This is a genomic window from Methylobacterium sp. 391_Methyba4 (assembly GCF_029691625.1).
Taxonomy (GTDB): Bacteria; Pseudomonadota; Alphaproteobacteria; order Rhizobiales; family Beijerinckiaceae; genus Methylobacterium; species Methylobacterium fujisawaense.
The window spans coordinates 1288030-1313608 of sequence record NZ_CP121475.1 but is presented as its reverse complement, the minus strand read 5'-3'; the positions used below and the strand labels follow the sequence as shown (position 1 = coordinate 1313608).

The window sequence follows — 25579 nt, the reverse complement described above, 5'->3', positions numbered from 1 at the left end:
ATGAGCGCCTCGATGGACCACAGGATCGGGCGCCCCGGCTTCGCGGTGATCCCGGTGCTCGATCTCCGGGGCGGCCGCGTGGTGCGGGCGCGCCGGGGCGAGCGCTCCTCCTATGCCCCGATCGAGACGCCCTTGGCAAAGGGCTCGGCGCCGGACGCGGTGGCCCGCGGGCTGGTCGATGCGTGGCCCGCCGGGATCCTCTACGTCGCCGACCTCGACGCGATCATCGATCGCGCCGCGCCCGACCTCCGCGCCCTGGAGGCGATCGCCCGTGCCTGCCCGGGAATCGCCCTGTGGGTCGATGCCGGCTTCGCCGAGCCTGCGGGCGTCGCGGCGTTCCTGGCCGCCGGCCTCGGGCGCCCGGTGATCGGCAGCGAGAGCCAGGCGGATGCCGGCCTCGTGACGCGGCTCGGCGACCGGGCGGTGTTCTCTCTCGACACCCGCGGGGCGGAGCGGCTCGGCCCGGCGGCGCTCCACGACGATCCGTCGCTCTGGCCGCCGGAGGTGATCGCCATGACGCTGGCGCAGGTCGGGGCCGGGGCCGGCCCGGACCTCGCGGCCCTGGGAGCCCTGCGGGTGCGGGCGCCGGATCGCCGCCTCTACGCGGCGGGCGGCGTGCGCGGCCCGGACGATCTTCGGGCGCTGCGGGCGGCCGGGATCGCCGGGGCTTTGGTCGCCTCCGCCCTCCACGACGGCACCCTGTCCCGGGCGACGGCACCCGACCTCGCGTGATGCTTCCGGCCCGGGCCTGCGGCTGCTAAACCGCGCGACAGAGAGACCACCGACACGAGCCGTCAGACGATGGAAAAGTTCACGACCCTGGAGGGCGTCGCGGCGCCCCTGCGGACGATCAACGTCGATACCGACCGGATCATCCCGGCCAAGTACCTGAAGACGATCCGGCGGACCGGCCTCGGCAAGAGCCTGTTCGCCGAGATGCGCTACCGCGAGGACGGCTCCGAGAACCCGGACTTCATCCTCAACCAGCCCGCCTACCGGAACAGCAAGATCCTGGTGTGCGGGGACAATTTCGGCTGCGGCTCGTCCCGGGAGCACGCGCCCTGGGCGCTGGCCGATTTCGGCATCCGCTGCGTGATCTCCACGAGTTTCGCGGACATCTTCTTCAACAACTGCGCCAAGAACGGCATCCTGGCGATCGTCGTGTCCCCCGAGGACCTGGAGAAGCTGTTCGAGGATGCCGAGCGCGGCGCGAACGCCACCCTGTCGATCGATCTGGCGGCGCAGACCATCCGGGGGCCGGACGGCGGCACCCTGCATTTCGACATCGACGAGGGCCGCAAGCACAACCTGCTGAACGGCCTCGACGAGATCGGCCTGACGCTGGCGCGCGCCGCGTCGATCGATGCCTACGAGCAGAAGCTCGCCCAGCGCGAGTGGGCCTGAGCGGCCCGCTGAGTGTCCCGACGGCGGTCGCGCTGAGGCGGCTGCCGGTCCGGCCCGGGTACCGGGCCCTGCCTCACCCGAGCCGCATCGACAGCTCGACGTCCTCGGCGAACGGCACCGACAGGTAGCCGCGGCTCGGCGCGCGCACGCGCGCCAGGTAGTCCGGACTGTGGTCCGCGTTGTCGGCGACCACCAGGGCGCCCGGTCCGAGGCGGCTCTCCACGAGGCTGAGAACCTCCGGATAGAGCCCCTTCGCCCCGTCGAGGAGCAGCAGGTCGACCGAGTCGGGCAGGTCGAGGCCGAGGGTCTGCAGGGCATCGCCCTCGCGGAACTCCACGAGATCCGCCAGCCCGGCCTCCATCAGGTTCGCCCGCGCCCGCACCACCTTGGACGGCTCGAACTCGCAGGTGATCAGCCGGCCGCCGCCATTGTCGCGCAGGGCCGCGGCGAGGTGCAGGGTCGAGAGGCCGAAGGAGGTGCCGAACTCGACGATCGTCCGCGCACGGCGGGTCCGGGCGAGCATGTAGAGCAGCCGGCCGGTCTCCCGTGAGACCGCGAGGGGCATGTCCTTGAGCCGGCTGTAGAAGTCTCGGTAGCCGGTTCGGCTGCCCATGAGGCGCGTCCGCTCGTCCGCCGAGAGATCGCCGATGGCGCTCACGGGTGAGGAGGCCTCTGATTGCGTGAAGAGACTGTCCAACAAGGACGCGATACGCGGCTCGGCGAGAGTAGAAGCTGAGCGTGACATGGCGATTTGCTTTCCGTCTTGCGTGCTCGACTGAACACGACGCAGAATACCGGCGCCTCCTGCCCGCGCCTATTCGCGTTCCGAGCCACACGTCATGCCCGATCGGCCAAGTCTCGGAATTTCCAAGCGAAAGCAGCCCCGGCAGGCGCGCTCCAGCGACCTCGTCGCGGCCATCTTGGAGGCGGCCACTCAGGTTCTGGCGGAGGTCGGCGCGGAGCGGTTCACGACGGCGCGGGTCGCCGAGCGCGCCGGCGTCAGCATCGGTTCGCTCTACCAGTACTTCCCCAACAAGGCGGCGATCCTGTTCCAGCTGCAGAGCGACGAATGGCGGGACACGACGGCCCTCCTCGCCGGCATCCTGCAGGATCGCACGACGATGCCGGGCGATCGGCTGCGCGCCGCGGTCCACGCCTTCGTGCGCTCGGAATGCGCGGAGGCGGCAATGCGACGGGCCCTCGACGCAGCCGCCCCGGCCTATCGCGATGCGCCCGAAGCCGCGGAGCCGCAGCTGGCCGGCACGCAGGCGTTTCGCGACTTCCTGCGCGAGGCGCTTCCGGCGGTTCCCGAGGCGGATCTGCAGGTCGCGGGCGCGATCATCGCGATGACCCTCGGCGAGGTCGGCGAGCGCATCTCGGAGGCGGCGCGGACGCAGGCCGCCGTGGAAGCCTCCGCCGGCGCGCTGGCCGACATGCTGTGCGCCTACCTGGACCGCCTGCGGAGCCTGGGCCGGGCGGGCGCCTCGTCTTGAAGCCGGCACCGGGCCCGCGCGAGGGCCCGGGATCGACGCGGTTCGCCGCCTCAGCCGTTCTCGCCGGTGAAGGCCTCGAAGGCGCGGGCGGTGTAGACCAGGGCGGCACCGGCATTCAGCGCCACCGCGACGCCCAGCGCCTCCACGACCTCCTCCTTGCTCGCCCCGGCCTTGCGGGCGGCCTCGGAATGGACGGCGATACAGCCGTCGCACCGGGTCGTCACCGCCACCGCGAGGGCGATCAGCTCGCGGGTCTTCGCGTCGAGCTTGCGCTCGGTCGGCGCCGCCGCGGCGAGCTGGTCATGAGCCTTGAGCAGGTCCGGGCTCACCGCGCCGATGCGCCCGAGCGTGCTCACCAGCTCGGCGCCGTACTGATCCCAATCCTTCATCATGCGTTTCGTCTCCCGCCTTGGAGGGCCCGCCGCTCGCTGGCGGGCTCCGAGCCAACCTATCGATTGGTAGGCGCGGTGGTCAAGACGACGCGGATTTCCTCACCCTTCGTTAACCCACATGTCGCCTGAATCCGCGCCCAGACTCCGCCCCGCATCGTGAGGATCGCCAGCATGCCGAAGCACCCGACGGGACCGAGGAAAGCGCGCGCGCTCGGGCTGCTCGCCGGGATCGCGGTCGTGCCGCTGGCAGTCCTGCCCGCACGGGCCGATTTCGACAGCTGCCTTGCCGGCATCCAAGGGCAGGCCGCCGCGGCGGGCGTCTCGGCGCAGACCTTCCGGTCCGCCACGAGCGGCATCAGTTACGACGACAAGGTGATCGAGCTGTCTCATGCGCAGCCCGAGTTCAAGACGCCGATCTGGGACTACATGGCGGCGCTGGTCGACGACGAGCGGGTCGAGGACGGGCGGGCGGCCATGCGCCAGCACGCGGCGGCCCTGGCCCAGGCCGAGGCGCGCTACGGGGTGGACCGCTACACGATCGCGGCTGTCTGGGGCGTCGAGTCGAATTTCGGCAAGAACCTCGGCAAGATGCCGCTGGTCCAGTCGCTGGCGACGCTGGCCTGCTCGAACAACCGCCGCCGGGACTTCTTCCGCGGCGAGCTAATCGCCACGCTCCGGATCATCGAGCGCGGCGACATCGCGCCGGAGCGGCTCACCGGCTCCTGGGCGGGCGCCTTCGGCCAGACCCAGTTCATGCCCACCACCTATCACCGCCTCGCCGTTGACGGCGATGGCGACGGCCGGCGCGACGTGGTCGATTCGGTGGCCGACGCCGTCGGGTCCACCGCCAACTTCCTGCACGTCGCGAAGTGGCAGAACGGCCAGGTCTGGGGTTACGAAGTGAAGCTGCCCCGGGGCTTCAACGTCGGAGCCGCCGGACGCAAGAACAAGAAACCGGTCGCCCACTGGGCCTCGCTCGGCGTGACCCGCGTGGACGGGCGCCCGCTCTCGGGCGAGGGCCCGGCCGGGATCATCGCACCCGCCGGCATCGACGGCCCGGCCTTCCTGGTGACCAAGAACTTCGACGCGATCTACTCCTACAACGCCGCCGAGTCGTACGGTCTCGCCATCGCGGTCCTCTCCGACCGGCTGCGCGGCAAGCCCGGCGTCCAGGCCGCCTGGCCGACCGACGACCCGCCCCTGTCCCGGGCCGAGCGGCGCGATCTCCAGACCCGGCTGGCCGCCCGCGGCTACGATGTCGGTGAGCCGGACGGCAAGGTCGGCCAGAAGACCCGCGATGCCATCAAGGACGTGGAGCGCCGGCTCGGGATGACGCCCACGGGCCGTCCCGGCGGCAAGGTGCTGGAGGCGCTGCGCGGCGGGTGAGACGGCGGCTGATCACGTCGGGCTCCCCGTTCGAGCGGGACTACGGCTACTCCCGGGCGGTGGTCGACGGGGACACCGTCTACCTGTCCGGGACGACCGGCTACGACTACGCCACGATGACCATGCCCGAGGGGGCCGCCGCGCAGGCCGAGGCCTGCTGGTGCACGATCCGCTCGGTGCTCGCGGAGGCCGGAACAGATCTCGCCGGCATCGTGCGCGCCACCTATTACATCATCGACCGGGACGACGCCGAGGCCGTGCTGGCGGTCTGCGGCCGGGTGCTGACCGATGTCCGGCCGGCCGCCACGATCCTGGTCGTGGCGGGTCTTCTACGCCCCGAGATGCGCGTCGAGATCGAGGTCACCGCGCGGACCCGGTAGCGGCGCCCCGATCGCGCCGGTGACGGCGGGCGGCCCCCGCGTGCCCTTCCGCCGGGCCGCAGAGCCATCCGATCCTCCGACCCGATCATCTCCGCCGCGCCCGCATTGCTGCCGCTCCCATGCCTGGTGCCTGGTGCCGGGGGCATTCGACTCGTCCATTGCTGGGGTGCAGGTGCGGTTCGCCGGGGCGATCTCAGGTTTTGTCGTCGCTGGCGGCAGCCCATCCGTGCGGCCGGCATGCGCCATGTCAAAAGCAACGGCATCGTCGCCTCATCTGCAGATCTCGGTGGTTCAACTTGTAGGTCATGATCTTGATCTGCGCGCATCTGTTGACATGAGCAATCGGATTTATCAGATCATACCGCGGTATCGCTTGATTTGGCGATCCGCGGGACTTTATTATGGGCATAAGATTTTTCAGCGTAAGCCTGTTTCGCCGTATGATGGCGCAAATTGTACTCACCGTACTGATCGTTTCAGCCATTGGCGCTGGCGGATTGCGATTGTATTACGAGGAAATGCTGTCCGAGCGGCTTCAATCCCTGCGCGCGATCACGGAGCTGTTCACCACCTACGCACAAAACCTTGAGTCCCGGGTCAGAAGCGGCGCCCTGACCCGCGAAGCCGCCCTGGCGGAACTTGCCGAGACGGCCATGGCCATGCGCTTCGACAACGGCACGAACTACGTCGCCATCTACGCGATGGACGGTACGGCTCTGGCGGTTCCCGACCGCAGGCTTGTCGGCAGCAACCAGCTGGACGCCCGGGTCAACGGGGTGCGCGTGGCCGGGACGCTGATCGATCTGCTGAAGACCTCCGACACGGCCCTGACGACGTATCAGTATCCGCGACCCGGCCGCGAGGGCCTGTACCTGAAGACCACACGCGTCGTCAGGTTCACGCCCTGGAACATCATGATCGCGGCCGGGACCTATACCGACGACATCAAGGACGCTTTCCTGTCGCTCGCTCTGGCGGCAAGCGGCCTGCTTCTCGGGGTCGGCGCCCTCGGCGTGCTCGGCTCGGTCCTGATCGGGCGCGGCATCACGCGTCCGCTCGACCGGCTCGGCCGCCGGATGCAGGCCCTCGCCCAGGGCGACGGGACGGGCCCGATTCCCGGGCTCGATCGGACGGATGAGATCGGGCAGATGGCCCGAACCGTGGAGGTCTTCCGCCAAGCGCTGATCGCAAAGGCCGAGATGGATCGGACGGCGGCGCAGGAAGCGGCGGCCAAGGCCCAGCACGTACAGAGGCTCGACGTGCTCACCCGGGCGTTCGAGGCCGATTCCGGGGCCCTCATGACGGGCGTCTCCGCGGCCGCTGCGCAGATGCAGGCGACCGCCGAGGCCATGGCACGGCGGGCCTCCCGCACGAGTGTCCGGGCCACGCATGTGGCGGGGGCCGCGCAGGAGACCGCCGGGAGCGTGCAGAGCGTCGCCGCCGCCACCGAGGAGATGGCGGTCACCATCCAGGACATCTCCGGACAGATGGCGCAATCCTCGGCCAAGACGGCGCAGGCCGCGACCGAGGCGCAGCGCACCGACGCCCTCGTGGGCGACCTCGCGAACGGGGCCGAGCAGATCGGTGCCGTCGCCAGCATGATTGCCGGCATCGCCCGTCAGACCAACCTCCTGGCCCTCAACGCCACGATCGAGGCGGCCCGGGCCGGCGAGGCGGGCCGGGGCTTCGCCGTCGTGGCGGCCGAGGTCAAGGCGCTGGCTGAGCAGGCGGCCAGCGCCACCGAGGAGATCGCCCTACGGATCGGCGCGGTCCAGGCGTCGACCTGCCAGGCCGTGGAGGCGATCCAGGGGATCGGCCGCACCATGGGGGAGGTCAGCACCCTCGCCGCCACGGTCGCTGCGGCGATCGAGCAGCAGGGCGCGACAACCGAAGAGATCGTGCGCAGCGTCGGGCGCGCCGCGGCGGCCACCGAGGCGGTCACCGGCAACATCGCCGACGTCTCGCAGGGCGCCGAGGAGACGGGCGGGGCGGCCGAGCGCGTTCTGGACGCCGCGATCGACATGTCGCGCAGGTCCGAGCAACTCGCCGCCGAGATCCGCCGGTTCCTGGACGGGATCCGGGCCGCCTGAGCGGATCGTATCGGCGGCCGGGACGGGGCGGCCGGCCAAGAAAAAACCGGCCCGGCTGAGCCGGGCCGGTCTGAAACCGGGCGATCGCTCCGGCCTGCGGAGCGATTCGGACAGCTTACTCGGCGGCGGTGGGCGCGGCGGCCGGGGCGTCCTTGGTCTTGTAGCGGTCGGTGCGCTCGACGATGCGGGCCGACTTCCCGCGGCGGTCGCGCAGGTAGTACAGCTTGGCGCGACGCACCTTGCCGCGACGGGCCACCTTGATCGAATCGATCATCGGGGAGTGCACCGGGAACACGCGCTCCACGCCCTCGCCGTAGGAGATCTTGCGGACCGTGAAGCTCTCGTTGAGGCCGCCGCCCGAGCGGGCGATGCAGACGCCCTCGTAGGCCTGAACGCGGGTGCGCTCGCCTTCCTTCACGCGGACGTTGACGATCAGCGTATCGCCCGGCTCGAAATCCGGGATGGTCTTGGCGAGGCGCGCGACTTCCTCGCGCTCCAGCTGCTCGATGATGTTCATGGCATAGCTCCGGCCGTCGCGCCGCTTCGCCCCTCATGGGCGATCGGCGCCAGGATTTCGGCGATCCTGTTGTGAGTTGGGCGGCTCTCTACAGGATCGTTGCCGGCTTGTCGATTGCCGTTGGACGCGGTTCAGCGACGGTCCCGGTCGACCGGCTCTCGCTCCGCCTTGGCCTCGGGCAGCACGCAGGCGGCCAGGAAGGCGGCGAGGTCGTCCGTGATGTGATCGATATGCGGCTCGCGCACGGCCTCCTGCTCGAAGGCCTCGCGGTAGGGATCGGTGACCCTCGGCACCACCAGCACGGTGGCCATGCCGAGGTCGTGCGGCACCGCGAGGTTCCGGGCGATGTCCTCGAACAGGGCCGCGCGGGTCGGCTCGACGGCGTGCTTCTCCAGGAACCGCTCGTAAGTCGTGCGTTCTGGCTTCGGGACGAAGTCGGCGGCGGCGATGTCGAACACGTCCTCGAAATGATCGAGGATGCCGAGCTTGGCGGCGACGGTCTCGGCGTGCCGGCGCGACCCGTTGGTCAGGATCAGCTTCCGCCCGGGCAGCCGCTCGATCGCGTCGCCGAGGCTCTTGTCGAGCTTGATCGACGAGTGGTCGATGTCGTGGGCGAAGTCGAGGAAATCGTGGGGATCGACGCCCGCCTCCACCATCAGCGCCGACAGCGTCGTGCCGTAGCGGTGATAGAAATGCTTCTGCAGCGCGCGCGCCGAGATCCCGTCGAGTCCGTAGAGCTGCATCACGTACAGGGTGATGCGCTCGTCGACCTTAGGCCAGACCGCGGCATCGCTCGGGTAAAGGGTATTGTCGAGGTCGAACACCCAGGTGTCGACGTCGGCGAAGCCGCGCGCCGCGGGGGTGGTGAACTGGGCTTTGCCGGGGTGGTGCACCGGAACCCCTCAGGTTGCTGATACCCACGGAATCTGTGGACCGGAACGGTCAAGCTCGCAAGTTTGATGCTTGTCCGGGGCTGGTCCTGTGGGCGGGGTACGACAATGCGCGGCGGGCGCAGATGTTGCCGCCACCGATGCGGGCGGCACCGCGCCGGGAGGCGGCGCGGTGCGGGTCGGTCCGATTCTTAGCCCCGACGGATCAGGGTGCCGGCGCCGTAATCGGTGAACAGCTCGAGGAGCACCGCATGGTTGACCTTGCCGTCGAGGATGACCACCGCCTCGACACCGCGCTCGAGCGCATACATGCAGGTCTCGATCTTCGGGATCATCCCGCCCGTGATGGTGCCGTCCGCGATCAGGCGCCGGCAATCCTCCACGGTGAGTTCCGGGATCAGCTTCTTGTCCTTGTCGAGGACGCCCGGCACGTCCGTGAGCAGCAGCAGGCGCTTGGCCCGCAGCGCCCCGGCGATCGCCCCCGCGAAGGTGTCGGCGTTGACGTTGTAGGTCTGGCCGTCAGCGCCGTAGGCGACGGGCGCCAGGACCGGGATCAGCTCGGCCTTCAGCACCGCGTCGAGGACGCCGCGCTCGACGTGATCCGGCTCGCCGACGAGGCCCAGATCGACGGTCTGCTCCACGTGGCTCTCGGGATCGACGACGGTCTTCATGGCCCGCTTGGCCCGGACCATGTTGCCGTCCTTGCCGCACAGGCCGACCGCCCGGCCGCCCTCGGCGGAGATCCAGCCGACGATCTGCTTGTTGATCAGGCCCGCCAGGACCATCTCGACCACCTCGACAGTGGCCTCGTCGGTGACGCGCAGGCCGCCGCGGAACTCAGACTGGATGCCGAGCCGGTCGAGCATCTTGCCGATCTGCGGCCCGCCGCCGTGCACGACGATCGGCTTCAGCCCGGACTGTTCCAGGAGGACGATGTCCTCGGCGAAATCCTCGGCCGCGGCCCGGTCGCCCATGGCATGGCCGCCGTACTTGATGACCACGATCTCCTGGTCGTAGCGCTGCATGTGGGGCAGCGCCTGAGCCAGGACCTCGGCACGCACGTGCACGTTGGGCAATTCGGTCATCGCGGTCCTTCGCCGATCCTTGGGTCGGGTCCTCGGGGGCGGATCTGCGGCCTCCCCTTCGGGCGGTGGCGCTTCTACAGGAAGCCGTCCGCGCTGCGAAGCCGCCCCGCCTCCATTCGCGGATCGGCGGCGCGCGGCCCGGCCGCCGGCGCACGGCGCCCCGGTGGTTGTCAAACTACAGTCATCCTTCGTGGGTGTTGCATTCCCGTGACAAACTGGACCGGATCCAGGCTGGCCCGGCTTGCATCGTCTGGCGGCCGGGATCATGTTGCATCGCAGCAAGCCGCTGGGCGAGCTGCCGGGAGGGCCCGATGCGGATTGCGATGATTGGGGCCGGGTATGTCGGCCTGGTCTCCGGAGCATGCCTCGCCGATTTCGGCCACGCGGTCGTCTGCATCGACCGGGATCCCGACAAGATCGCGAGCCTGAATGCCGGCCGCATGCCGATCTACGAGCCCGGCCTCGACGCGCTGGTGACCGAGAATGTCCGCCAGGGCCGGCTCGCATTCAGCACATCGATGCGGGAGGCCGTGGCCGAGGCCGACGCGGTGTTCATCGCGGTGGGCACGCCGTCCCGCCGCGGCGACGGTTTCGCCGACCTGAGCTTCGTGTTCGATGCCGCCCGGGAGATCGCCGGGGCGCTCTCGGGCTTCACCGTGGTGGTGACGAAGTCGACCGTGCCGGTGGGCACCGGCGACGAGGTCGAGCGCATCATCCGCGAGACCAATGCCGGCGCGGACGTCGCGGTGGTGTCCAATCCCGAGTTCCTGCGCGAGGGCGCGGCCATCGCCGACTTCAAGCGTCCCGACCGCATCGTGGTCGGCGCCGAGGAGGCGCGGGCAGAGGCCGTGATGCGCGAGGTCTACCGGCCGCTCTATCTCAATCAGGCCCCGATCATGGTCACCGCGCGGCGCACCGCCGAACTGACCAAATACGCGGCGAACGCGTTCCTGGCGGCCAAGATCACCTTCATCAACGAGATCGCGGACCTGTGCGAGGCGGTCGGCGCCGACGTTCAGGCGGTGGCCCGCGGCATCGGGTTGGACAACCGGATCGGGTCGAAGTTCCTGCATGCCGGGCCGGGCTACGGCGGCTCGTGCTTTCCCAAGGACACGCTGGCGCTGGTCAAGACCGCCCAGGATGCCGGCACGCCGCTGCGGATGGTCGAGACGGTGGTGGCGGTCAACGACCAGCGCAAGCGCGCCATGGCCCGCAAGGTGATCAAGGCCTGCGGCGGCAGCGTGCGGGGCAAGACGGTGGCGCTGCTCGGCCTGACCTTCAAGCCGAACACCGACGACATGCGCGATGCGCCATCGCTGGCGATCGTCGCCGGGCTTCAGGATGCGGGGGCGAAGGTGCGCGCCTACGATCCGGAGGGCATGGAGCAGGCCCGGATCCTGATGCCGGCTGTGGATTACGCCGAGAACGCCTATGCCTGCGCGGAGGGGGCGGACGCCCTGGTGATCGTCACCGAGTGGAACGCGTTCCGGGCGCTGGACCTCGACCGGCTGCGTCAGATCATGTCCTCCGAGGGATCGGCCCCCGTGCTGATCGACCTGCGCAACATCTACGACCCCGCAAGCGCGGCGCGCCACGGTTTCACCTATTGCGGCGTCGGACGAACCAAGGAGAGCGTCGCGCGGAACGGGTCTTGATCATCGCGGTGGAGACCGACGGGCCTGAATTCCTGTGCGGGATCTGCTCCGGCGCGCGAAGATTTCTTCCGGAATCAGGCCCGATGCCGCTAGACGGGCTGCCGCCCCCGAGGGGCAACTGTGGCTTTCTCGTGGTCGAGTTCGCGTCTCGACAGGCGGTCCAGCGGTTCAATCTTGGCGTTTTGGGCGCAGGGATTGGATAAGCCGCTGATGAATACATGTCACAGCCTCTGGCAATTTCGCCGCAGAGGGATGACCTCGCGTTGGGGCTGGTTGGACACCGCAATGGTGCCACAGTAAGGGGTGAGAGGGTACTCACTCGTCGAGAGCCGAGCCGACTTCCGATAACGAGCGTGTGCGAACCGAACGTGACACAACGTACAGACATTGCGATCGTCGGACGCGCATGCCGACTGCCCGGAGCCCCCAGCGTCGACGGGCTGTGGTCACTCCTGTCCGAGGGGCGCTGCGCCGTCAGCAAGGTGCCGGCCGACCGGTTCTCCCTGGAGCGGTTCGCGCACCCGCGCGCCCATGAGCGCGGCAAGAGCTACACCTGGGCCGCCGGTGTCATCGACGACGTGTGGTCGTTCGACCCTGCGGTATTCGGGATCTCGCCCCGCGAGGCGGAGCAGATGGATCCGCAGCAGCGGATGCTGCTGGAACTGACCTGGGAGGCTCTTGAGGATGCGGGCCTGCGCCCGTCCAGCGTGGCCGGCAGCAATATCGGCGTGTTCGTCGGCGCCTCGTCGCTCGATTACGGCAACCTGCGCATCCTCGACGCGCCGTCGGGCGACGCCTATGCGGCCACCGGCAACACGCTCTCGATCATCTCGAACCGCATCTCCTACATCTTCGACCTGAAGGGCCCGAGCTTCACGGTCGACACGGCCTGCTCGTCCTCCCTCGTCGCCTTCGACAACGCCGTCCAGGCGATCCGGTCGGGCCGCGTCGACACCGCCGTCGTCGCGGGCGTCAACGTGCTGGCGAGCCCGTTCAACTTCATCTGCTTCTCCACCGCGCAGATGCTCTCGCGCACCGGCCTGTGCCAGGCGTTCTCGAAGAACGCCGACGGCTACGTGCGCTCGGAGGGCGGCGTGGTGTTCGTGCTGCAATCGGCCGAGGCCGCGCGGCGCAACGGCGCCACGGTCCGCGCCGTGGTGGCGGCCTCGGGCATCAATTCCGACGGGCGCACCACCGGCATCTCGCTGCCCTCGGGCTACGCCCAGGGCGCCCTCTTGGAGAAGGTCTACCGCGAGGCCGAGATCGGTCTCGACGACCTCGCCTTCATGGAGGCTCACGGCACCGGCACGCCGGTGGGCGATCCGATCGAGGCGTCGGCCATCGGCTCTAAGCTCGGCCGCGGCCGGCAGGCGCCGCTGCCGATCGGCTCGATCAAGACCAATATCGGCCACACCGAGCCTGTCTCGGGCCTTGCCGGCCTGATGAAGGCGACGCTGGCGCTGGAGCACGACCTCGTGCCGCCGTCGCTGCATGCGGCTGAGCTGAATCCCGAGATCCCCTTCGACGACCTCAACCTGCACGTGGTGCGGAAGGCCCTGCCGATCACCCGCGGCGCGCGCGAGCGTTTCGCGGGCGTGAACTCCTTCGGGTTCGGCGGCACCAACGCCCATGTCGTCATCACCGACGCCCCGGCCTGGTCCAGGGCCGCCGAGTCGGCCCCGGCGCCGGAAGCCCAGGTGCTGCTGCTCTCGGCCCAGAGCCGGGCCGCACTGAACGAGTTGGCCCTCGATTACGCCGAGCGCCTGGAGGCCGAGCCCGCCCAGGTTCCGACCATCGCGGCCGCCGTCGCCCACCGCCGCGAGCGCATGTCGGCCCGCCTCGCCATCGCCCTCGACGGCAAGGCCGACGTGGTTGCCGCCCTGCGCGCCGTCGGCGAGGGCGAGGACACGCAGGACGCCTTCACCGGCACCGCCGTCGACCGCGTCGCCGAGGTGGCCTTCGTCTATTCCGGCAACGGCAGCCAGTGGGCCGGCATGGGCCGCGAAGCCTACGAGGAGAACCCCGCCTTCCGCGCCGCCTTCGACCGGATCGACACCCTGTTCCAGGGCTACTCCGACTGGTCGCTCAAGGACGCCCTCTACGCCGACGACCTGGACGAGCGCCTCGTGCTCACCAGCGTCTCGCAGCCGCTGATCTTCGCCATCGAGAGCGCCTCCACGGCCGCCCTCAAGGCCAAGGGTCTGATCCCGTCCTACGTCCTCGGCCACAGCGTGGGCGAGATCGCGGCCGCCGAGGCCGCCGGCATCCTGAGCCTGGAGGACGCGGTCCGGGTCATCTACTACCGCAGCCACCATCAGGAGACGACGCACGGCCAGGGCACCATGGCGGTGCTGCTGATGCCGTCCGAGGAGGTCGAGGCCTTCCTGAAGGACTACCCGTCCCTCGACATCGCCGCCTACAACAGCCCGAAGGCCGTCACGGTCGCCGGGCCGGTGGCCGATATCGACGCCGCCCTCAAGGCGCTGTCGCGCAAGCGCCGCCGCGGCCGCAAGCTCGACCTCGCCTACGCCTTCCATGGCCGGCTGATGGACCCGACCGAGAAGCCGCTCCTGCGCGATCTCGCCGGGCTGAAGGCCAAGGCCGGCACCACCGCGATGGTCTCCACCGTCACCGGCAGCGTGCTGGACGGCAGCCATTTCGGCGCCGGCTACTGGTGGCGCAACATCCGCGAGCCGGTGCGCTTCTGCGAAGCCGTGCAGGACGCGACCCGCCGCGGCGCCCGCGTCTTCGTCGAAGTCGGCCCGCGCGCGACCCTCATGTCCCATGTCGGCGACGCGGTCGAGCCGCTGGGCATCGAGACCGCCACGGTCGGCGTGATGCACCGCAAGGCCTCCGGTGGCGATCCGATCGCCAAGGCGGTCAGCGCCGCGCTGGTCCAGGGCGCGCAGGTCGACGAGACCCTGCTGTTCGGCGATGCGCCCAAGGGCGATGTCCGCCTGCCGACCTATCCGTGGCAGCGCCGGCCGTTCCGTCTCGCCGACACCACCGAAGGCGTCGGCGCGATGAGCCCCCGCCCCTACCATCCGCTGATCGGGTCGCGCACGACCTTCGACGGACTGGAATGGAACGGCTTCGTCGATCCGGTCACCGTGCCGGAGCTGGAGGACCACAAGGTCGATGGCCAGGTGATCATGCCCGGCGCCGGCTTCGTCGAGATGGCGCTGGCCTGCGTCCGCGAGGCCCTGCGCGACGACGAGGTCGTGCTGGCTGATTTCGAGATCGTGGCGCCGATGGTGTTCGCCGAGGAGGCCCTGCGCGAGGTCGCGGTGCGCCTCTCGGGCTCCGGCAACGGCATCCAGGTGCTGAGCCGTCCGCGCCTGACGCAGACGCCCTGGCAGCTCCACGCCCAGGCGAAGATCGTCGAGGGCACCTTCTCGTCGCCGAAGGCCCCCGACCTGAACGGCTTCAGCTTCGAGACCGCCGGCGAGCACGTGCTCACCGGCGACGCGCTCTACGCCAAGGCCCTCGCCTCGGGTCTGGCCTTCGGCCCGAGCTTCCAGCAGGTGGCGATGAGCGCCCGGCTGGACGACGCCACCATCGTGTCCGACCTGCTGCCGGCCGAGCCCGACAGCCGCTACGCCCTGGTGCCGAACCGGCTCGATGCCTGTTTTCACGGGTTGATCCTGCTCTTCGCCGATCTTCTCGGCGAGAATGGCGGCAAGGCTTACATCCCGGTCCGCTTCGGAGAGGTGCGCCTGCTGCGCCCCGGCGCGGTGATCGCCCGTTCGATCATCCGGACACGCCGCTGCAACGAGCGTTCGATCCTGGCGGATTTCACCCTCCTCGATGCCGAGGGGGCGGTGGTCGCCACGATCCGCGAGGGCCGATTCCAGGCCCTGCGCGCCAAGAGCGGCGGTGACCTCGCGGCCTTCGCGATCTCGCAGGTGCCGGAACTCGCCACCGAGCCGACCGCGATCCCCATGGAACGCCGTCCGAGCGTGGCCGCGCGGCTGCGCCCGCTGGCCGCCGAGGCGAAGGGGCCAGCCGACGCCGCCCTGTCTCCGGGGCACCTCCTGCTGGAAGGCTGGGCGACCTCGCTCGCCTACCGCCTCGCCTCCGGTCTGGCCCAGGGTGCGACCGTCTCTGTCACCGACAGCCGCGTGCCCGAGGCCTTGCGCCCCTGGCTGCTGAACGCCCTCTACGCCCTGGAAAGCAGCGGCCTCGCCGAGCGTGCGGGCCAGAACTGGACGCTGGGCGACGGCTCCGCGTTGCCGGCGCCCGACGAGATCATGCGCTGGATCGCCGGTGACCATCCGGATCTCTCGGCCGAACTGGTGCTGATCGCCGATGTCGGCGCCCTGGTCGACCGGCTGCTCGCCGGGAAGCTGACCGACGCGCCCGCCCTGCCGCAGGGGGCGATCGACGCCTTCGTGCTGCGCTCGGCCACCGCGCGCCACGGCGCCGACGTGGTCGCCAGCCTGATCGAACGGAGCCGAGCCCAGCTCCCGAAGGAGCGGGCGCTGCGGGTCCTCCAAGTCGGCTTCGGCCCGCTCTCGGCGCAAACCGCGACCTTCGTGGCCGCCGCCGAGGCCCGGCTCACCGTCTTCGAGACCGATCGCCGGCTCGCCGAGCGCGCCCGCCTGTCCCTGGGACGCGCCGCCGCCGTGGTCGAGACCGCCGAGGAGCTCGCTCCCGGCAGCTTCGACCTGATCCTGGCGGCCGGCAGCCTCCACCGGGGCGACCGGTCCCTTCCGGGCCAGCTCGCCGGGGCGCTCGCCACCGGCGGCCTGCTGGTGGCGGTCGAGCCGGGAGCGTCCCTGTTCCGCGACCTCGTGTTCGGTCTCACGGCCGGCTGGTTCGAGGAGGCCGTGGGCGGCATGCCCGTGGGCCGGCTCGAGGACATCGAGGGCTGGCAGCGCACGCTGAGCGCCCACGGCCTCGTCAAGGTCGAGGTCGAGCGGGCGGCCTCCGCCAACGGCGACGACCTCCTGCTGACGGCCGAGGCGCCGGTGCGTCCGGGCCCGGCCCCGGCACAGAGCTTCGCCTTCATCATCGGCTCCGACGACGAGTTCGCGGCCGAGACCGCCTCGTCCCTGGCGACCCTCCTGGTCGCGGGCGGCGTGCATGTCTCGATCATCCTCGACTCCGAGACCTCCCTGATGGAGCTGGAGAAGGAGACCCCCGACACGGTGGTGTTCCTGGCCGGCGCCTTCACCCGAGGCGGCGAGGCGGCCGAGCGGCTGCGCGACCGCTGCCTCAGCCTGAAGCGCTGCACGGAGCATCTCGGCGCCCGCCAGACCCGGCTGTGGGTCGTGGCGCCGGGGGCCACCCGCGACCGCGGCGGCCAGACCACCAACATCGAGGCCGGCGTGTGGGCCTTCTCCCGCACCCTCGCCAACGAGGCCCCGAACCTCGACGTCCGCCGCATCGACCTCTCCCCCGAGATGTCGTCGAAGCGCGCCTCGGAGCGCCTGCGCGACCTGATCCTCTCCGGCACGCCGGAGACCGAGATCGTGCTGGACGACGAGCGGACCCAGGTCGTGCGCTTCCACGCCGGCCGGCCGCAGCACCGGGATCCGGCCGATACCGTCCCGGCCGAGGCCGCGCGTCTCGAGCGCAGCAACACCGGCGGCCTCAGCGAGATGGTCTGGGGTCCGGCCGAGCGCCGCGCCCCCGGCAAGGGCGAGATGGAGATCGCGGTCGAGGCCACCGGCCTCAACTTCCGCGACGTTCTCTGGGCGCTCTCGATGCTCCCCGAGGAAATCCTGGAGGACGGCTTCGCCGGCCCGCGCCTCGGCCTCGAATGCGCCGGCCGCGTCACGGCCGTCGGCCCGGGCGTGAAGGGCTTCAAGGTCGGCGATCCGGTCGTCGCCTTCGCCCAGTCGGGCTTCGCCACGCATATCGTGGTGCCCGACCTCGTCGTCGCGCCGATGCCGCAGGGCCTCGACCCGATGGCGGCCGCCACCGTGCCGGTGGCCTTCCTCACCGCCTATTACGGCCTCGTTTCCTGCGCCCGGATGCGGCGCGGCGAGTGGGTGCTGGTCCATGGCGGCGCGGGTGGCGTCGGCCTCGCGGCCCTTCAGATCGCCAAGCTGAAGGGTGCGCGAGTCATCGCCACCGCCGGCTCCCGCGAGAAGCGGGCCCTCGTGAAGGCGCTGGGCGCCGAGCACGTGCTCGATTCCCGCTCGCTCGCCTTCGTGGACGAGGTCCGGGCGATCACCGGCGACGGCGTCGACATCGTGCTGAACAGCCTGTTCGGCGAGGCGATGGAGCGTTCGCTCAACGCGCTGCGGCCCTTCGGCCGCTTCGTCGAGCTGGGCAAGCGCGACTACGTCGCCAACACCCATATCGGCCTGCGCCCGTTCCGGCGGAACCTCAGCTACTTCGGCGTCGACCTCGATCAGGTGATCCAGCACCAGGGCGACGACGGCGCGCGGATGTTCCGCGAGGTGATGGCGCTGTTCAACGACGGTGGCCTGAAGCCCCTGCCGTACCAGCCCTTCACGGCGGCCGAGACCTCGGACGCGTTCCGGCTGATGCAGCAGTCGGGTCACATCGGGAAGATCGTGATCAGCCCGCCCAAGGCCGGCACGATCATGAAGGATACGGCGAAGCCGTTCACGGTCTCGGAGACGGGCGTCCACCTGCTGACCGGCGGCCTCGGCGGCTTCGGCCTCGAGGCGGCGCGGTGGCTGATCGACCGGGGTGCCAAGCACCTCGTGCTGGCCGGCCGCAAGGGGGCGGCCACCGATGAGGCCAAGGCGATCGTCGCCGAGCTGTCGGCCCAGGGTGTGACCGTCGAGGCGAAGGCCGTCGACATCACCAGCCGCGCCTCGGTGGACCGTCTGCTCGCCGAGATCGAGCAGAAGGGCAAGAAGCTCGCGGGCGTCCTCCACGCCGCGGCGGTGCTCCAGGACGGCCTGATCTCCAACATCGACGCGGCTGCGCTCGACGCGGTGATCGGCCCGAAGGTGATCGGCGCCCAGCACTTGGACGCCGCGACCCGTGACCGGAGCCTCGACTACTTCGTCCTGTTCTCCTCGGCGACGACCTTCATCGGCAATCCCGGTCAGGGCTCCTACGTGGCCGCCAACGGCTTCATGGAGGGCTTGGCGCGCCAGCGCCGCCGCCGCGGTCTGCCCGCCCTGGCGGTGGCCTGGGGGGCCATCGGCGATGTCGGCATGCTCGCCCGCAACAGGGCGGTCATGGAAGGTCTGGCCGGTCGCGTCGGCGTCACGCCGATGGAGGCCCGCCGCTGCCTCGACCTGATGGCCGAGGCGCTGGAATGCCAGGGGACGTCCCCCGACGAGGCGGTGATCGCCATCGCGGCGATGCATTGGGGCAAGGCGCGCGAGCGGCTCGCCACGATGCGCTCGCCGAGCTACGCGGAACTCGGGTCGGACCAGCAGGTCGAGGCCGGCGGCGTCCAGGCGATCAACATCGGGGCGCTCCTCAAGGGGGGCGACCTCGACGCGGTCCGCAAGACCGTGTCGGATGCGATCGTCGAGGACATCGCCCGGATCCTGCGCCTGCCGAAGGACGACATCAGCCGCGTCCGCCAGCTTTCGGAGATCGGCCTCGACTCGCTGATGGGCGTCGAACTCGGCGCCAGCCTGCAGGAGCGCTTCGCCCTCGACGCGCCGCCCGCGGGCCTGTCCTCGGGCATGACCGTCACCGAACTGTCGGAGTCCTTAATTCAGGCGGTTTCCGCGCCCATGGATGAGACCGCCGGCGTCGCGATGAGCCTCGTGGCGAAGCATGTCGGCGGTGAGGTGGATGCGCAGATGATCGCGCCTCTCAAGGAACTCATCGAGCAGACGTCCAGCGGGATCAAAGAGACCAACTCATGACCGACACGGCACGGCCGGACGGCGGGCGGGCGGCGCTCGCCGGCTTCGTGACCAACCGGCTCGGGCGCGCCACGCCGCGCCCGGCCCCCGTCAAAGCGGCCTCGCCGGCCGGGAAGTCGGCGGCGCAGAACTTCGAGAACCTGCCGGGCTACCGGGAGCTGAAGCTTCAGCGTCAGGCGGCGGAGCTGATCGGCCTGGGCAACCCGTTCTTCCGCGTCCACGACGCCAAGGCCGGAGCAACCACCCGGATCGACCAGAAGGCCTTCACCAACTTCTCGTCGTATGACTATCTCGGCCTGAACGGCCATCCGCGGGTGAGCAACGCCGCCCGCGAGGCGATCGATGCCTACGGCACCTCCTCGTCGGCGAGCCGTGTCGTGGCGGGGGAGCGTCCGGGCCATATCAGCCTCGAACAGGCTTTGGCCAAGCACTATCAGTCCGAGGGCTGCGTCGTGATGGTGAGCGGGCACGCCACCAACGTCACGACGATCGGCGCCCTGCTGGAATCCGGCGACGTCATCTTCCACGACGCCCTCTCCCACAACAGCATCGTCACGGGCGCGCAACTCTCGGGGGCGCAGCGGCGCTCCTTCGCGCATAACGACCTCGACGCCCTGGAGACCCTGCTCCAGTCGACCCGCCACGAGCACCGCCGGGCGCTGATCGTGGTCGAGGGACTCTACAGCATGGACGGCGATGCGCCGGACCTCGCCGGGCTCGTGGCCCTCAAGAAGCGCTACGACGCCTGGCTGATGGTCGACGAGGCCCATGGTCTCGGCGTCACCGGCCGCACCGGCGCGGGCCTGTTCGAACATTGTGGTGTCGACCCGAAGGAGGTCGACATCTGGATGGGCACGCTGTCGAAGACCCTGTCCACCTGCGGCGGCTACATCTGCGGGCCGATTGCCCTGATCGAGTACCTCAAGCACACGGCGGGCGGATTCGTGTACAGCGTCGGCATGTCGCCGCCGCTCGCCGCCGCTGCCGAGGTGGCCCTCGCGGTGATGCATGCCGAGCCGGAGCGGGTCGAGCGCCTGCGTCAGAACGGCACCCTGTTCCTGGCGACCGCCAAGAAGCTGGGCCTCGACACCGGCTTCAGCCTGGGCCTCGCGGTCGTGCCGATCATCGTCGGTGACTCGCTGAAAGCCGTCACCCTGTCGGACCGGCTGTTCCGCCGGGGCATCAACGTCCAGCCGATCATCCACCCGGCGGTGCCGGAGCGGGCCTCGCGCCTGCGTTTCTTCCTGACCTCCGAGCACACCCCCGACCAGATCCGCGACACCGTGAACGCGGTGGCCGAGGAACTGGCGGCCATCGACAAGGGCGGCTCGCTGATCGAGCAGCTGCTGGCCAAGCGGGTCTGAGCCCGTCCGGGGCCGTGGGCCCCGGATCCACGACGAGCGTTATGACGGGAAACGGGGCGCGGATGACATCCGCGCCCCGTTTCGCTTTGAACCCAGGGTGTCCGCAGGCTCGATAAAGAAGGGCCGGGATCCAGGATCGCGCGCACAGGCGGCGCCGCGATCCCGATCGTCCCGTATCCGGGCCGCTCCCTACTTGGCGTAGGAGTAGGCCAAGGCGGCGGAGGAGACTGGTCCGGTGACGCCGCTGAAGGCGGTGAGCACCTTCTGGACCTCGGTGAACGGCGCGTTCGACACGTAGATCAGATCGCGGTTGCGCATGCGGAACGCCTGGGAGACGAACAGGCTGTTGGGATCGCGCATGTCGATCCGGTAGACCACCGGCACCAGCGGCGTGCCGAGCAGCCGCGAGCTGGGGCTGAGGCGCCGCACGACGCTGGCCGGCTCGAACCGGAAGATGAACGTCCCGGCCGGGTCGGCGGCGAAGTCCGACAGGCCGCGCGCCTTGGCCAGCGCCTGGGCCAGGGTGATGCCGTCGGCCTGGAACGGCAGTTCGGTGCTGTTGCCCAGCGCGCCCACCGCGATGAAGGTCTGCGGGTCGCGCACCAGGGTGAGCACGTCGTTGGGCCGCAGGTAGATGTTCTCCTTGGGGTTCGACACCACCGTGGTCAGCGGCACGGTCGCGGTCACCGGGCCGCGCGAGAGCCGCACGAAGGTCTCGTTGACCGGCGCGCGGTTGCCGCCGGCGGCGGCGATGACGTCGAGGATGCGGTCGCCGTGGCCCGAGAGCGGCAGGCGGGCGCCGGCGGCGCCCTCGCCGGTGACGGTCACCGCCTGGCTGATCGGCCGAGTGACCGAGACCAGCACCTGCGGCTGGATAGCCTTGCCGGCGAGTTCGTTCTCGATGAGCGCCTGGACGTCCTGGGTGCGGCGGCCGGCGACCTTGATGCGGCCGGCATAGGGCACCGAAATGGCGCCGTCGCGCCCGACGGGCTGCTCGGGGATGAGGGCGGACTTGGAGCCCGCCGAGAAGCGGTCGGCCACCAGCGGACCGGAGAACAGGCCGCCCGACCCGGCTTCCCAGATCGAGACCGAGACCATGTCGCCGACGCCGATCACCGGCTCCGAGGAGGGACGGTGGTCGCCGAAGGAGGCGAGCAGGCTGTCCAGCGGCCGGCCGCGCAGGGCCTCGACCACCGAGGGCGTGACGTCGATGATCTCGTAGCGGGCGAGCAGGCCGCCGTCGGCGGTGGCCACCTCCGCCCCCGCCTGGATCGCGCCCGCCGTCGGACCCGCCGCAGGCAGGTAGGTGCAACCCCCTGCAGATCCCGCCGCCAGGGCGGCCATCAGGGCGGTGCGCGCCGTCTTACGCAGCATCACAGAGACTTCTCCTCGCCGACCCCGCGCCATCGCTGGCCCGGGCCGGGACATCCAGTTTGACCGCCAAACGCTGCGATCGCTTTAACGGCCGCGCCGAACCGGCGGCCGCCTCGCGGACGGTCGCGCTATCCGTGGGCAATGCGTCACCAGCGTGGCACGGCCACGCTTATGGCGCGCAAGCTTAACCTTATCATGTCCCGGCAGCCATGTCCGCCGGTGCGCTCGCGAGAATCCCCCGCAGCGCCCGCCCGAGCTCGTCGGCGGCGATGTCGACCTGAGCCGGAGCGCCCTGCGGTTGGCCGAAGCGGAACAGGGCGTAGTCGGTGGTCCGGCCTCCAAAGCCCGGCTTGCAACTCGGCAGCGACGGTGCGTGGTCACCAAACACGCAGAGCGTGATGGTCTGGTGGCGCTCGCGGGCGATGACGTCGAGGCCCGCCACGATGTCCTCCACCATCTGTCCGGTATTGGCGACGTGGTGGAGATACTGGGCCTGCGGGTCGTCGATGCCCGGCAGCCGCCCCGGCTTCCAGGGGCCGTGGTTCTCCATGGTCACGCAGAACAGGAATAGCGGCGTCTGCCGGGCCCGGACCTCCGCGAGGAGGCGGTCGCCGAGGGCGATGTCTCCGACATAGGGGCCGACGCGCGGCGTTTCCGTGAAGGCTTCGCCCATCACGAGGTCGGCGAAGCCGAAGGCCTCCATCACCCGTGCCCGGCGGAAGAAGTCCCTGTGGAACGGGTGCAGGAACAGTGTGCCGTAGCCCCGTCCGCGGGCGAGCCGCGCGAGACTCGTCGGCTCGTCCCCGCTCCGGGACGTGTAGGGGTCGTACCGGCCGAAGCCGAGGCTGTCGGAGGGCCGGCCGGTGAGCACCGCGTGCTCGCTGCGCATCGTGTAGGCACCGTGCGCCGGGACCCGAAGGCGCCCGTACTGGGCGGCCCGGGTGCGGAACAGGTCCATCACCGGCAGCTTCGTGCCGCCCAGCCGCTCCGGATCGACGAAGGATTCCAGCTGGATCACCACCACGACGTCGTCGCCCGGCCCGTGCGGCAGCGCCGGCGCCTCGGGCACGGGCTCACCGCCCGCCATCGCCCGGGCGGTGTAGCCCAGAAGGCTCGCCGGCAGGCCGACCCGGGTCACGTCCGACTCCAGGTCGGGCTGGGGGAACCACCGGGCGATCAGCCCTGCGAGCGGCGGGCGCGGCGCGGCCTTGACCAGCAGCCAGAGCGCGAGCGGCAGGCCGAGCAGGGCCAGGACGCGCGGCAGCGTGGCGGCGGGCAGCACGCTCGGCTCGGTCCGGTACCAGAACACGGTCACCGCCAGGGTGAGCAGGACCGGACCCGCGATGCGCGGATCCCACAGGGGCGGGATGTAGTAGAGCTGCGGATGCCGCGGCACCTGGGGCAGCAGGGCGAAATCGCTGAACAGCAGCGGCTCGCCGATCACCGAGCGCTTGGCGCGGCTGACGACGATGAGGATCGCCACCGTGATCACGCAGGTCAGCCCGGCGAGCCAGGGGCGCCAGGAGAATGCGAACCAGAACAGCAGGATCAGCAGGTAGCCGAGCAGCCGCAGGCCGAGATCCCGCGGCGCGAGGCTCGCCCGGCTGAGCGAGTCGCCCGCCAAAACCTCCAGGGCGAGGCAGACGGCGAGCGCGAGACCGGTGGCGATGAGGAACGTCGTCAAGACTCGGACACTCGGCGTGGGGCGGGCCTGCTCTCCGCCGGAATCCGGTCCGGCGGGAAACAGCGCGCGGGAGCAAGGAGTTGCGAGCCGTTCCTGATCCGGAATGATCGGGACCGGCCCCGGGGCTGGCTGCTGAGGTCTGACTCTAGCAGCGCGCGCTATCGCTTTGGTGTCACATCAGAGTCTCGTGAAACCGGATTCCGCGCGACGGCCCCGGTCTAGCGCGGGCCGCCTCCGGCCTCGCGGCCGACGCCGCGCCGGAGGCGCAGGGCCCGGACCACGGGATTGAGGAGGCCGTAGCGCGCGCGCATCACCAAATGGGCCGTCCGGCCGAGGGAGAGGGCGTTGCGCGGCGCCGCCGCCCGGGCCGCGCTCAAGCGGTCGAGGAGTTGCTCCGGGCTGCACGGCTTCATCGCCACGGGGTCGAGGTAGCGCGAATAGAGGATCATGGCGCCCGCCACCAACTCGTCGAGGCTCAGCCGGCGGCCGCGATCGGCGCCCGGCGCGAGATCCTCCGACAGGCCCCAGCCCGAGTAGAACGGCCGGCCGTGCGTCGCCACGCTGAGTCCGCGGATCAGGGCCTCGAATCCGGCCAATGACGTCATGGTCTCGACGTGATGCACCCGGTCGAGGAGGTCGACGATGCTGATGCCCGCGACGATCCGGTCGGCCAGGGTCAGGGCCTCCGCCTCCGGGATGATGCCGGGACGGAACCCGGCCTCCACGTCGGGATGCGGTTTGTAGAGCAGGAACGCGTCCGGATTCCGCCGCCGCGCCGCCTCCAGCAAGGCCCGGTTCGAGCGGACCAGCGGCGAACCGTGACGCACCGAGGCGTCGTCCTCCACCTGTCCCGGCACCAGCACGATCCGCCGTCCGGCGGGCCAGTCGAGGGCCGCGGCGTCGAGGCCGACATTGTACTTGCTGAGCCGGCGCGCCACGACCTCCTCGCGCAGGCGCCGCGCCCGGGCGACGAGGTCCGGAGTGAAGTCGGCCTCGGCCAGCAGGCGCTGCAGGCGGCTCTCCCGGCGCGGGTCGTAGTAGATGCCGAGGTCGTCCACCACCACGGAGGCGCCGGGCTGAAGGCTGGCGCCGAGGCCCACCGAGCGCAGGAACCCGTCCTCCACCCGGGCGAGGGGCAGGCCGGCCCGCGCGCAGGCCTCCTCGAGCTGGCCCGGGGCCCGCGTCGCCCAGGCGAGGAGGCGGCCGTCATGGCGCCGCCCCGCCGCGATCGCGGCCTCGGTGGTCATGGTGTGGATCGGCCGGCCGGTGGGCCCGGCGCCGAGGACGTCCAAGGCGGGCCGCTTCCAGCGGGACATCCCGACATAGACCACCCGCCGGTCGTTCTCGGCGAAGCGCGCGGCGAGCCATGCCACCCGCTCGGCGCAAGTCGCGCGGTCGATCGGCAGCCGGGTCCAGGGGTCGAAGTAGTGGACGCCCCCCTCCCCGCCGACCGGCGCCCCGTCGAGGCTGATCCGCAGGGATGCGAAGCCGGTCTCCGGCGAGTCGTACGGGCTCAGGAGCGGCCCGGGGGCGACCACGAGGCGGCGCCGGCCCGTCAGCGCCAGAATCCGCGCGGCCAAGCTTCCCGCGCCCCAGACCGCGCCGATCGCGCCCGGACGCGCCGCCCCGAAGGCGAGGCCCGTCGCGGCCTCGATTTCCGCCCGCAGGCGGCGGATCGTGCGGCCGGTCGCATAGAGCGACGAGGTCGGGTCAGGGGGCATGGTCGGTGCGTCCGGCTCCGGTCGGGTGAGGTGCTGGGCCCGCCTGTAGCGCATTTTCGTCGGCCTGGGATGTGGTGCAACGCGGGGACAACCTGAGCGCGCGTCGCCGTCGCCACGTCCTGGAAAGGATTTGGACATATCGTCGCCGCGATTGCCCGCCTAATCCGAAGGCCGAGCCGCAGGCGTGCGACCGTTGCAGACGGGCCACGCAGGCGCGGAAATGCCATGCCGCGGCATGGCTTCGGATTGCGGGCCCGCCGGGCGCCGTGCCACCTCAAGAGTCTCTCGTCGGTTCGGTTCATCCGGCCCTGGGTCAAGGACAGAAGCGCCGCG

At 70.6% G+C, this 25579-nt stretch carries 17 protein-coding genes; 9 read left to right on the top strand and 8 right to left on the bottom strand.

All coding sequences use genetic code 11. From position 1 onward, the window contains the following. Together P9K36_RS06280 and leuD are read left to right on the top strand one after the other, a co-directional pair. Positions 1 to 732, top strand: a complete 732-nt coding sequence (locus tag P9K36_RS06280; RefSeq protein ID WP_182591859.1) for a HisA/HisF-related TIM barrel protein — start codon at positions 1 to 3, stop codon at positions 730 to 732. Between the two features lie 69 nt (positions 733 to 801). After that, positions 802 to 1404 carry a 3-isopropylmalate dehydratase small subunit gene (gene leuD, locus P9K36_RS06275; RefSeq protein WP_043350546.1) on the top strand — a complete coding sequence of 201 codons (603 nt, stop codon included), beginning with the start codon at positions 802 to 804 and terminating at the stop codon, positions 1402 to 1404. 73 nt (positions 1405 to 1477) lie between these two features. Here leuD and P9K36_RS06270 read toward each other — a convergent pair whose 3' ends face one another. Continuing rightward, positions 1478 to 2149 carry an O-methyltransferase gene (locus P9K36_RS06270; RefSeq protein WP_043350544.1) on the bottom strand — a complete coding sequence of 224 codons (672 nt, stop codon included), beginning with the start codon at positions 2147 to 2149 and terminating at the stop codon, positions 1478 to 1480. A gap of 94 nt (positions 2150 to 2243) precedes the next feature. Here P9K36_RS06270 and P9K36_RS06265 point away from each other — a divergent pair, with 94 nt between their 5' ends. Beyond that, positions 2244 to 2897, top strand: coding sequence for a TetR family transcriptional regulator (locus tag P9K36_RS06265; RefSeq protein WP_043756071.1), 654 nt, complete (start codon positions 2244 to 2246; stop codon positions 2895 to 2897). A 50-nt stretch (positions 2898 to 2947) separates the two neighbouring features. Here the strand turns inward: P9K36_RS06265 and P9K36_RS06260 are convergent, their stop codons facing one another. Then, positions 2948 to 3289 carry a carboxymuconolactone decarboxylase family protein gene (locus tag P9K36_RS06260; protein WP_278306685.1) on the bottom strand — a complete coding sequence of 114 codons (342 nt, stop codon included), beginning with the start codon at positions 3287 to 3289 and terminating at the stop codon, positions 2948 to 2950. Between the two features lie 171 nt (positions 3290 to 3460). Here P9K36_RS06260 and P9K36_RS06255 point away from each other — a divergent pair, with 171 nt between their 5' ends. The 3 genes from P9K36_RS06255 (at position 3461) to P9K36_RS06245 (ending at position 7145) form a co-directional block, all read left to right on the top strand. Continuing rightward, positions 3461 to 4675: a lytic murein transglycosylase gene (locus P9K36_RS06255; RefSeq protein ID WP_278306684.1), complete on the top strand. Its 1215-nt coding sequence runs from the start codon at positions 3461 to 3463 to the stop codon at positions 4673 to 4675. Next, on the top strand, positions 4672 to 5055 hold the full coding sequence (locus P9K36_RS06250; RefSeq protein WP_278306683.1) for a RidA family protein: 384 nt from the start codon (positions 4672 to 4674) through the stop codon (positions 5053 to 5055). Before P9K36_RS06255 ends, P9K36_RS06250 begins: the two co-directional genes overlap by 4 nt. A 503-nt stretch (positions 5056 to 5558) precedes the next feature. Beyond that, a complete protein-coding gene (locus P9K36_RS06245; protein WP_278306682.1) occupies positions 5559 to 7145 on the top strand; it encodes a methyl-accepting chemotaxis protein in 1587 nt (528 codons plus the stop codon). 115 nt (positions 7146 to 7260) lie between these two features. On the opposite strand, the gene rplS is transcribed toward P9K36_RS06245, so the two are convergent. The 3 genes from rplS to argB all read right to left on the bottom strand — a co-directional run bounded on the left by rplS (position 7261) and on the right by argB (position 9637). Beyond that, positions 7261 to 7662 (bottom strand): 50S ribosomal protein L19, encoded by a 402-nt coding sequence (gene rplS, locus P9K36_RS06240; RefSeq protein WP_043351057.1) that lies wholly within the window; start codon positions 7660 to 7662, stop codon positions 7261 to 7263. A gap of 131 nt (positions 7663 to 7793) precedes the next feature. Further along, entirely contained in the window at positions 7794 to 8555 is a 762-nt protein-coding gene (locus tag P9K36_RS06235; RefSeq protein ID WP_043756067.1) for a pyrimidine 5'-nucleotidase, read from the bottom strand. A 188-nt stretch (positions 8556 to 8743) separates the two neighbouring features. Further along, a complete protein-coding gene (argB, locus tag P9K36_RS06230; protein WP_043351054.1) occupies positions 8744 to 9637 on the bottom strand; it encodes an acetylglutamate kinase in 894 nt (297 codons plus the stop codon). Between the two features lie 311 nt (positions 9638 to 9948). On the opposite strand from argB, the gene P9K36_RS06225 reads away from it, so the two are divergent. The 3 genes from P9K36_RS06225 to P9K36_RS06215 all read left to right on the top strand — a co-directional run bounded on the left by P9K36_RS06225 (position 9949) and on the right by P9K36_RS06215 (position 20467). After that, a complete protein-coding gene (locus P9K36_RS06225) occupies positions 9949 to 11292 on the top strand; it encodes a UDP-glucose/GDP-mannose dehydrogenase family protein (RefSeq protein WP_278306681.1) in 1344 nt (447 codons plus the stop codon). Positions 11293 to 11660: 368 nt separating this feature from the next. Further along, positions 11661 to 19103: a type I polyketide synthase gene (locus tag P9K36_RS06220; RefSeq protein WP_278306680.1), complete on the top strand. Its 7443-nt coding sequence runs from the start codon at positions 11661 to 11663 to the stop codon at positions 19101 to 19103. Next, positions 19100 to 20467, top strand: a complete 1368-nt coding sequence (locus P9K36_RS06215) for an aminotransferase class I/II-fold pyridoxal phosphate-dependent enzyme (RefSeq protein WP_043351049.1) — start codon at positions 19100 to 19102, stop codon at positions 20465 to 20467. The genes P9K36_RS06220 and P9K36_RS06215 overlap by 4 nt, the downstream gene beginning before the upstream one ends. Before the next feature lie 189 nt (positions 20468 to 20656). Here P9K36_RS06215 and P9K36_RS06210 read toward each other — a convergent pair whose 3' ends face one another. The 3 genes from P9K36_RS06210 to P9K36_RS06200 form a co-directional block, all read right to left on the bottom strand. Next, positions 20657 to 21841, bottom strand: coding sequence for a polysaccharide biosynthesis/export family protein (locus P9K36_RS06210; RefSeq protein WP_182591864.1), 1185 nt, complete (start codon positions 21839 to 21841; stop codon positions 20657 to 20659). Positions 21842 to 22034: 193 nt separating this feature from the next. Continuing rightward, complete coding sequence (locus tag P9K36_RS06205; protein ID WP_053608833.1) at positions 22035 to 23525, bottom strand: LTA synthase family protein; 1491 nt, start codon at positions 23523 to 23525, stop codon at positions 22035 to 22037. Positions 23526 to 23743: 218 nt separating this feature from the next. Beyond that, a complete protein-coding gene (locus P9K36_RS06200; protein WP_278306679.1) occupies positions 23744 to 25246 on the bottom strand; it encodes a capsular biosynthesis protein in 1503 nt (500 codons plus the stop codon). Between the last annotated feature and the right edge of the window lie 333 nt (positions 25247 to 25579).